Source organism: Nonomuraea sp. NPDC052116 (assembly GCF_040680035.1).
In the GTDB taxonomy this organism is placed as follows: domain Bacteria; phylum Actinomycetota; class Actinomycetes; order Streptosporangiales; family Streptosporangiaceae; genus Nonomuraea; species Nonomuraea angiospora_A.
Window position 1 is genome coordinate 1 of sequence record NZ_JBFAWA010000084.1, and the last position, 8,950, is coordinate 8,950.

At 66.3% G+C, this 8,950-nt stretch carries 11 protein-coding genes and 1 tRNA gene; 8 read left to right on the top strand and 4 right to left on the bottom strand.

Annotated features, from left to right (window positions below):
• Window positions 1-229 precede the first annotated feature (229 nt).
• On the bottom strand, window positions 230-517 hold the full coding sequence (locus AB0L65_RS62520; protein ID WP_364267416.1) for a hypothetical protein: 288 nt from the start codon (window positions 515-517) through the stop codon (window positions 230-232).
• Window positions 518-1,242: 725 nt separating this feature from the next.
• Between AB0L65_RS62520 and AB0L65_RS62525 the strand changes: the two genes are divergently transcribed.
• The 4 genes from AB0L65_RS62525 (at window position 1,243) to AB0L65_RS62540 (ending at window position 4,095) form a co-directional block, all read left to right on the top strand.
• On the top strand, window positions 1,243-1,722 hold the full coding sequence (locus AB0L65_RS62525; protein WP_364267419.1) for a replication initiator: 480 nt from the start codon (window positions 1,243-1,245) through the stop codon (window positions 1,720-1,722).
• On the top strand, window positions 1,719-1,970 hold the full coding sequence (locus AB0L65_RS62530; protein WP_364267422.1) for an excisionase family DNA-binding protein: 252 nt from the start codon (window positions 1,719-1,721) through the stop codon (window positions 1,968-1,970). The genes AB0L65_RS62525 and AB0L65_RS62530 overlap by 4 nt, the downstream gene beginning before the upstream one ends.
• A gap of 211 nt (window positions 1,971-2,181) precedes the next feature.
• Window positions 2,182-2,706, top strand: a complete 525-nt coding sequence (locus AB0L65_RS62535) for a transposase (RefSeq protein ID WP_364267425.1) — start codon at window positions 2,182-2,184, stop codon at window positions 2,704-2,706.
• Window positions 2,707-3,120: 414 nt separating this feature from the next.
• Window positions 3,121-4,095, top strand: a complete 975-nt coding sequence (locus AB0L65_RS62540; RefSeq protein WP_364267428.1) for a DUF4360 domain-containing protein — start codon at window positions 3,121-3,123, stop codon at window positions 4,093-4,095.
• 601 nt (window positions 4,096-4,696) lie between these two features.
• Here AB0L65_RS62540 and AB0L65_RS62545 read toward each other — a convergent pair.
• The 3 genes from AB0L65_RS62545 to AB0L65_RS62555 all read right to left on the bottom strand — a co-directional run bounded on the left by AB0L65_RS62545 (window position 4,697) and on the right by AB0L65_RS62555 (window position 5,648).
• Window positions 4,697-4,769: transfer RNA gene (locus tag AB0L65_RS62545), tRNA-Ala, on the bottom strand.
• Window positions 4,770-4,784: 15 nt separating this feature from the next.
• Window positions 4,785-5,486 (bottom strand): HAD-IA family hydrolase, encoded by a 702-nt coding sequence (locus tag AB0L65_RS62550; protein WP_364267431.1) that lies wholly within the window; start codon window positions 5,484-5,486, stop codon window positions 4,785-4,787.
• Window positions 5,487-5,528: 42 nt separating this feature from the next.
• Window positions 5,529-5,648 (bottom strand): DLW-39 family protein, encoded by a 120-nt coding sequence (locus tag AB0L65_RS62555; RefSeq protein ID WP_020542320.1) that lies wholly within the window; start codon window positions 5,646-5,648, stop codon window positions 5,529-5,531.
• A gap of 367 nt (window positions 5,649-6,015) precedes the next feature.
• Here AB0L65_RS62555 and AB0L65_RS62560 point away from each other — a divergent pair, with 367 nt between their 5' ends.
• From AB0L65_RS62560 to AB0L65_RS62575, 4 genes are all read left to right on the top strand, one after another.
• Entirely contained in the window at window positions 6,016-7,350 is a 1,335-nt protein-coding gene (locus tag AB0L65_RS62560) for an MFS transporter (RefSeq protein ID WP_364267434.1), read from the top strand.
• Between the two features lie 65 nt (window positions 7,351-7,415).
• Window positions 7,416-7,628, top strand: coding sequence for a heavy-metal-associated domain-containing protein (locus AB0L65_RS62565; protein WP_364267437.1), 213 nt, complete (start codon window positions 7,416-7,418; stop codon window positions 7,626-7,628).
• Entirely contained in the window at window positions 7,625-8,551 is a 927-nt protein-coding gene (locus tag AB0L65_RS62570) for a hypothetical protein (RefSeq protein ID WP_364267440.1), read from the top strand. The genes AB0L65_RS62565 and AB0L65_RS62570 overlap by 4 nt, the downstream gene beginning before the upstream one ends.
• 19 nt (window positions 8,552-8,570) lie before the next feature.
• Window positions 8,571-8,950, top strand: a 380-nt coding sequence (locus AB0L65_RS62575) for a cation transporter (protein WP_364267443.1), incomplete at its 3' end; no start/stop codon positions are given.

Below are 8,950 nucleotides of genomic sequence, written 5' to 3' on the forward strand. Positions count from 1 at the left end.
GCGCGACAGCCGGGCATCCACGCTGACCACAGCGAGAAAATCGACCCGCAGCCGAACTTCTCAGCCGACCAACTCAAGGTCGAGAAAGATCGAGGCTAGGCAGTCATCTCCCCATCGGTACTACTCAAGCACTGAGTGGGATTGGGGGAGTCCTGCCGCCGTCGCCATTCCGTGATCACGCCACGAATGATCAGGTGTGCCAGTAGAAGCGCCCCCATGGCCAGCCCGGCTACCTGGAAAAAGGTGGATTCGAACTCACCGGACACAGACTTGAACACCAGAAATGAGCCAAAAAGAGCTGGAAGCCGACCCATGCCCGGACGCGCGGAATGCTGCGCAGAATCGCCATACTGAAGAGGACAAAGGCCAGGATCAAGATGAACACGGGCCCTGGAGGAGGATCGGCGAGAAGGAGGGTCACGCCTCCGAGGAGGCCGATCAACGACATGATGATCGTGACAACCTGTTGTGGCAGGGAAAGATGGTCAAACCACGACTTCGTGCCTATGGGGCTCACCTGATCAATCTCCCACAACGAGACGGCGGCAGACCAGCTTCAGCGTGGAGCACAATTTCTGGCGTTACGCTCGCACGCTTCCGATACGCGATCAAGCCCCGGAATCCCGCGCGGACATGCGCGCTTCACCCGCCTGACGATCATCCCGTCCGCCGTTGACCCGCCCGAAGGGGAAGCGGGCCAGGGCCACGGATACCAGATGGAGCGCCCCACCGGACGAACGATCTGGTACCCGTGGCCCTGGTCTGCTCGGCTTGTCCCGGGTCGATGGTGGGCGGGATGATCAGGCTTCCACCTCAGCCACTTACGGCGTTGATACACGGCACGGCCATCATCCCGGAGCCGGAGCGCTCCCGCCGGAGGCATCGCCTATTTACGGAACCCTGCCGATCGAGAGATCGTTGCTCCCCTCGGCAGTTGATTCACAACTTCGACAGGGGAGACCGGCTGTCTATGGCGTGGCGTCGAAACGATGAGCAGGACATCGCGCAAACCATTGCGCAGGCTCGGCAGGCCTATCAAGTGGGTCATGAGGTTTTTGTGTCTCGACTGCGAGTCAAGTCCGAAACCATGCGCGCATGGGCTGTGCCGGATGCAACGGAACTGATTGAGGGTGTGGAGCGGGAGGGGTGGCAACTCAGTCACATGTCGGAGAACCTGATCGGAGGCGGACTCCCACTGATGACCTGCATCTTCCGTCGTCGTTAATCGCAGAGCTCTAGCTGGTGGCGTGGGCTCAGGCCCAGAAAGATCACGCCAAGCGGATGGTCGAGGCGCTGCGCTACGAGCCCTGTGCCCCCACCTGCCCGAACCGGCTGCGTTACGGCGTACAGCCCAAGGGGGCCAAGCCCGGCATGACACCCGGCCGGTGCCGGGGCAAGGCGCACAAGCCCGAACATCTCGGCTACGCCGGTCGGCGCCTGCTGGTCTCCCGCAAGTGGTCCAACAAGACTCTCGCCGAACACAGGCAGGACCGCCGTACCTGGGTTCTGGAAGCCCTCGGCCAGACCGACCGGCCCACCGATCCGCACCGCTACGTCTGGAAGCCGGTCCCGGCCGGAGACGCCAATGTGCCCCCGCTGGCCGTCCGCCTCCTCCGGTCGGTTCACGAACGGCAGCGCTGGCGCGCTCATATGGAACGTCTCCAGGCCCAGGCAGCCGGGCAAGATCCTTCGGCAACCGAGCAGCGAGGGCAGGCGGCATGAAAGGACATCCCGCCGACGCCCTGCCATCGTCGCTCCCGGAGTGTGCTCGGGGCCGTCTGCTCACCGCCCAGGAGGCAGCGGAGCGGCTGAACACCTCCGTTCGCTTCCCGCGTCGCCTGATCGAGGAGCGGCGCATCGCCTTCGTCCACGTGGGGCGCAACGTCCGCATCCCCGAAGCAGCCCTTGAGGCATTCATCGCCGCCGGGCTCGTCGAACCGATCACCACGCGCCGCAGGAAGGCAGCGTAATGGCCAAGACCGCACCCCACCACACCAGAAGAACCCCGCCGCGCCCGCCGGCGAAAGCCCGCGAAGAGGCGTTTCGGCCGTGTCCGTGAGCTGCCGTCCGGCCGGCTCCAGGCCAGGTACGCCGGTCCTGACGGTGTGGATCGTGAGGTGCCCCTGATCTTCCGGACAGACAGCCCGTTAAGGGCTGAAGCTGTTCGGAAAGGGTTGGAGAGTGCCAAAGCGTAACCAGAGAAGGTTCAGTCAGGAGTTCAAGGACGAGGCCGTCCGCATGGTGCTGGAGGGCGACCGTACCGTGGGTGAGGCGGCCCGGGAGTTCGGGATCCACGACACCACGCTGGGCAATTGGGTCCGGCTGTATAAGCACCAGCACGAGGGCGAGGAGGCACGGTCGCTGTCGGGTCCGGATCGGGCACGGCTGCGTGAGCTGGAGCGGGAGAACCAGGAACTGCGCGAGAAGGTGCAGTTCTTGAATCTAAGGCCGCCTTCTTCGCGGGCGAGACTCAGTGACCGCTCGGTTCGAGCTGATCGACGCGGAGAAGGCCAACCACACGGTCGTGGCGATGCCCTGCCTGAAGTCGGCGGCTCACAAGGTTCGGGAAGTGCCGCTTGCCGGCACGCGCGCCGCCGCTGGAGGACCGGCCGGAGAGCTGCCCCATGCCACGCTGTTGCCTTTTCGTCCCGAAATCTCGGCAGCGAGATCGCTACAGGTCGTTTGCGCTGCTCGCAGGGTCATTAACGGCCGCTCAAGGTCGCCCGAATATGGCGCGGTTGCTGCCCCCGGCCCACCGCCGCGCCAGGGGCCAGATTCTCGGAATCATGGCATATCTGCGCGAATCGGATCTTTCGGGAGCTACGCGTCAGGATAATATCCATTTTAATGGCGATATTCGGACATCAAGGACGCTCCCTCCTTTCGCTCCTTGCTAATTATTTGCCCGCTTATAAACGTGCGTGCGTCTTTCATGATTGACGCTGGGGTACCTCCCTTATCGCACTATCGCAGCGGTGCGGGCGTATGCGAAAAAAGAACAACTCCGGCATCCGCGCTACCGCGACACCATTCACGAGCTCGATCTGACACAGGTCAACGAGCCTCAGGAAATCACCTGACGTTCTCGCTGGGAATGCTCGCCACGGAAAGGAATGCTCTATGCCATTCATCATGCGCAAAACACTCCCCAAGCTGCCCGCACGTACACTCGCCGCCGCCGTCCTCGCCGCAGCAGTCGTGACGCCCGCGGTCGCGGCATCCTCTGCCCCCAACCCGGCCGAGGCATACATCTCGAGCGTCAGTGCGAACGGAAACGGGTGCCCGCCCGGGACATGGGAGGCGGCGATCAGCCCCGACGGGAAGTCGTTCACCGTTACATTCAGCTCATACGAGACGCTCATCGAACCTGGTGGTGATGCTTCGGATAAGAAATGCACGCTCTCGCTGAACGTGCATACGCCGCCGGGGCCCTCGCTTTCCACCGCCAAGTTCTCCTACCAGGGCTACGCGCTCATGGACCAAGCAGGGATGAGCGCGACGCAGAGCGCAAGCTACGACTTCAGCGGTGCTCCGGTCCCGGCTCAGTCGGTTCGCTCGCAGATCTTGGGGCCACACGACGACACGTACCTCTTCTCCGACCGGATCTTGCTTCACGACGACGTGGCGTCGGCGCAAGGCGCAACCCGCGCGCTAAACGGGGAAACGGGCCTAGTCCTCACCAACAACCCCGCAGAGACCGGCAGCGGCTTCTTCAACACCAACAGTGTCGACGGGACGCTCCAAAACGGACCGGGCTGCACCATCGACCGGCGCACCGCCACCTCGGGGCAGACCATCGTCGGCACCTCGGGCGCCGATGTCATCTGCGGGTCACCGTTCGCCGACCGTATCGCCGCGCTGGGCGGCGACGACGTCATCCTCGCCTTCGCGGGCAACGACCGGGTCTCCGCCGGTGCCGGCAACGACACCGTCTTCGGCGGCAACGGCGACGACGACATCAGCGGCGACGACGGCAACGACACCCTCGACGGCGAAGCCGGCAACGACCGGATCCTGGGCGGTCCGGGCACCGACACCGCCAACGGCGGGCCGGGCACCGATTCCTGCGTAGCCGAGACGACCACCTCCTGCTGAGTCAGGTCGACGCTCCGGCGATGTGGCCTCGGGACGAAGCAGTCGAGGTCGGGGCCGGGCGACCTGCTTTACCCACCTTGGCCGCGCCGGCTCCCGAAGCGAGGGGACCCAGGTCGGACACTTGCGGGCAGGAAGGAACCTGCGCGACCCGGCGGGCCGGCGTACGGGCCCCTCGCTCCCGGCCCGACCAAGGACACCGGGCGAAAGCCGGCCGCCCTTCACCATCGCCCGGGAGCCGATCCGGCGCAGGAGTGCCAACCGTGTGCGATCAGCGTGCGATCCGCCGCGTCAGCTTCGGTGAGCAGTGGCGACCCAGAGTCCAACTTCTGAGCGGGGGCAAGGCCCGATCAGGTCACAAAATCGGGTTCCCAAGCTGACATATCCATCACCCAGGTAGGGGGTTGTCCGCTTGCTGCACTTCGCGTGTCATGGCTAGGCCATCGAGCACGCGACCATGGGGACGGTGAGCGGCTCGCGGAGGACGATCGCTTCAGGACGGCGGTCACCGCAGGCGACAGATGCGTGACCACGGACGCGGTAGTCGCGCAGTTTGTCACTCTCCCTCGCCGATCACTGTGAGGCGAGGGAGAGTCTTCCCAGGTGGAGCCTAGGAGATTCGAACTCCTGACTTCCTGCTTGCAAAGCAGGCGCTCTGCCAACTGAGCTAAGGCCCCTTCGACGAAGATAGCTTACCGGGCGGACGAAGCTACCTGCGTCGTACCAAGGTCATCGCTCAGTACCAAACTAGGGAAGTCGGCGATCGAGTCAAGGATGTGGGTCGCGCCGCCCTTCAGAAGGCGCTCCCGGCTGTGGACCCCGGTCATCACCCCCGCCACGATCGACGCCCCCGCGCGCCTGCCGCAGAGCATGTCGCTTTCGGAGTCGCCGATGACGGCCACCTGGCGGACGTCCTCCGCTCCCAGGCGCAGCACCGCGTGCAGGACCATGTCCGGCCAGGGGCGGCCGCGGCCGCCGGCGTCTTCGGGGGAGATGGCCAGGTCGATCTTGTCGTGCCAGCCGAGGACACTCAGGATGCGGCTCAGGGTGGTGCGGCTGAAGCCGGTGATCAGGGCGAGCTTGATGCCGGTGCCGCGGAGTTTGTCGAGGACCTCCAGAACTCCGGGCATGGGGACGAGACCCGCCCGCTCCAGAGTGCCCTCGTAGGAGCGCTCGAACGTCAGGTTCGCCGCTTGCGCCTGGGCTTCGTTCCCGGGGAAGATCCCACGGAAGACATCGATCTTGGGGCAGCCCCGGGACCGGTGCACGTGAACCATGGCACGCGCGTATGCTCCGGTCCCGGGCACTATGCCCTGGGTCGCGATCGCCTCGGCAAAGGCGCGCTCGACCATGGCGATGTCACCGACTGTGGTGCCTGCCAGGTCCAGGCACACCAGCTTGATGGGGACGACGTCACTCATCGCCTCGCCGGTCGGTTAGTTCTCGCTGCCGGTCGCCTCGGTCCAGAGATCGAGCTCTGCGCGGTCGGCCTGCACCTTACGCCAGATCAGCAACCCCCCAAGGGCGATCAGCGCCAGAACGAGCAGCTTCTTCACGGTGTGACCCCACTTCTTCGACGGCCTCACCTGCCGGGGTGAGACCCAACGGTTGACATGCAGCCTAGCAAGGGATGGCTGCGCTCCCTGTGTTGCGCACAGACCAGATGCGCGGAATGCGCGGAGAACGAGTGGTCAACCCCAGGTGAGGCGCGTTAACCCCATCCCCCACGACATCTCGGATTCCTCTCCGTGTCCATCCCCCTCCACTCAGGGGGCCACCCGTCAGGCAACAGCTCGATCATGCCAAATATCGCGCCCGGGCGCGCATGACTTCGAACTGGACACACCCCCTGGGGGTATGTTACGTTCCTCGCCGTTCCCAGATATACCCCCTGGGGGTAGCAAGGAAGGAAGGGGTCACGTCATGGCTGACGAAAGACGCTGGTGGGCGCTCCTCGTGCTCGCGGCGGCACAGTTCATGGTGATCATGGATACCTCCATCATCGGCGTCGCGCTCCCCGACATGCAGCGCGACTTAGGCTTCTCCGACGGCGGGCTGCAGTGGGTGTTCAACGCCTACGTGGTCGCCTTCGGCGGGTTGTTGCTGCTCGGCGGGCGGCTGGCCGACCTGTTCGGGGCGCGCAGGGTGTTCGTCACGGGATGGGCGGTCCTGATCGCCGGATCCGTGGTCGCCGCCGCTGCCACCACCGCCTGGGTCGAGGTGGCCGGGCGTGCCGTGCAGGGCATCGGCGGGGCGCTGATCGCGCCCGCCGCCATGGCGCTGCTCATGATGCTCTTCGGCCACAACGCCCGCGAGCTGGGCAAGGCCATGGCACTGTACGGCGCCGCCGCCCCGGCGGGTGGCACCGCGGGCGTGTTCCTCGGTGGCGTGATCACCGAGTATCTGAGCTGGCCCTGGGTCTTCATCATCTACGTCCCGATCGGCCTGGCCACGCTGGCGGCCACCAGGCTGCTGCCCGCCGTGCGCGGCAAGCGCGGATCCGTCGACCTCGTGGGCGCCGCGTCCGTCACCGCGGGCATCGCGCTCGTCGTGTACGCCATCGTCGCCGCGAACTGGCCGGCCGGACTCGGTGGCGCGGCGCTGCTCGCCCTGTTCCTGATCGTGCAGCGTACGGTCAGAGAGCCGCTCATGCCCCTGGCCATCTGGCGCACGCCCGGCCTGGCCACCTCCAACCTGGCCATGGCCCTGCTCGGCGCGGCCTGGATCCCCATGTGGTACTTCCTCAATCTCTACCTGCAGCAGGTCCTCGGGTACGGCGCGTTCGCCAGCGGCGCGGCGCTGCTGCCGATGACCGTGGCGATCATGATCTTCATGATCGGCATCACCGCAAGGCTGCTGGGCAGGTTCGGGGCCAAGCCGCTCATCGTGGTCGGGCTGGCGGTGCTGGCGGCCGGGGTGGCCGGGCTAGGGTTCACCGGCGGGTTCGCCACGAACGTGCTCCCCGCGAGCCTGATCGCGGCGGTCGGGATGTCCCTGGCGTACATACCGGCGATGATGTCGGCCATGTCGGGCGCCCGCCCGGAGGAGGCGGGCCTCGCCTCCGGCATCGTCAACACCACCTACCAGGTCGGCTCCGCGCTGGGCCTGGCCGTCATGACCGCGCTGGCCACCTCCCAGGAGCAGCTCGGCTTCCAGGCCGCCTTCGCGGGCGCCGCGGTGGTGGCCGTCCTGGGCGCGGCGCTCACGGCCGCTCTCATGCGCAGGCCGGCCGTACGCGAGAGCGATCCTGTCGGCTGAATCCCCAAAAACCCTTCTAGATACCCTAGGGGGGTAGGGTGTTAGACTACGAAGAAGGAGACGTCATGAGCACCGCCACCTACATCGTCAAGGGCATGACCTGCGGCCACTGCGTGAGCTCGGTGAAGGAAGAGGTCAGCGGGGTCGCGGGGATCACCTCCGTGGAGGTGGACCTGGCCGGCGGCCTGCTGACGGTCAACAGCGAAGGCCCCGTCGACCGGGCGGAGATCGCCGCCGCGGTCGAGGAGGCCGGATACGAGCTGGCGGGCCAGGCGTGAACGCCGCCGCCAAGCTCGGCGCCTACGTCCTGGGGCTGACCGTCGTCTTCGGCGGCGCCCTGGGCGTGGGCCAGGTGGCCGGCCCGACGGCGGCCCCGGCGCAGGTCGAGGATCACGCCGCGATGGCTCCGCAAGAGGACCACGCCGCGATGGCCCCGCAAGGCGAGCACGAACAGACGAAGAGCGATACCCCTAGGGGGCTTCAAGTGTCCGAGAACGGTTACACCCTCAACCCGTTGACCACCGTCAAGGCCGGCGAGCCGACAGACTTCCGCTTCACGGTGACCGGCCCTGATGGCAGGCCGGTGACCGATTACCAGGTCGAGCATGACAAGAAGCTGCATTTCATCGTGGTGTCGCGGGATCTGGCGAGCTTCCAGCACCTGCACCCCGTCCAGGACGGGGACGGGGCGTGGTCGGTGCGGCTGACGCTGGCGGATCCGGGCGTGTACCGGGCGTTCGCGGACTTCGCTCCGGTGGGCGGCGGTAACCTGACACTGGGTGCGGATCTGCTGGCGGCGGGGGATTACAAGCCGCAGCCTCTTGCTCCGGTGACGCGCAAGGCCGAGGTGGACGGGTACACGGTCTCCTTGGCGGGTGATCTCGTGCCCGGCCAGGCCAGCAAGCTGACGCTGAGCGTGAGCAAGGACGGCAAGCCGGTGACGGACCTGCAGCCGTATCTGGGAGCGTACGGGCATCTGGTGGCCTTGCGGGCCGGTGACCTGGCCTACCTGCACGTGCATCCGGAGGAGAGCGTGAAGGCGGGGCCGGAGATCACCTTCTACGCGGAGATGCCCAGCGGCGGCGACTACCGGTTGTTCCTGGATTTCCAGCATGACGGCAAGGTCCGTACCGCGGACTTCACCGCCCGGGCGAGTGGCGCGGGACCGGCCCAGCCGGGCACCAGCGGTCACGGGCACTGAATCAGGAAAAGGAGGGGTGATGACTTCCCTGGACCAGGACAGATCCGTCGAGCTGTCGATCGGTGGCATGACCTGCGCGTCGTGCGCGAACCGGATCGAGCGCAAGCTGAACAAGCTCGACGGTGTGAGCGCGACGGTGAACTACGCGACGGAGAAGGCGAAGGTCACCTTCCCGGATGGCGTGGACCCGAAGGACCTGATCAGTGAGGTGGAGAAGGCCGGGTACACGGCCGCGCTACCGGCTGCCCCGGCTCCGAGCGAAGCGCCCCCGCAGGACGAGTTGTGGCAGCGGTTGATCACCGCCGTGGTGCTGAGTGTGCCGGTGGTCGCGATGGCGATGGTGCCGGCGTTGCAGTTCACGAACTGGCAGTGGTTGTCGCTGGTGCTGGCGGCGCCGGT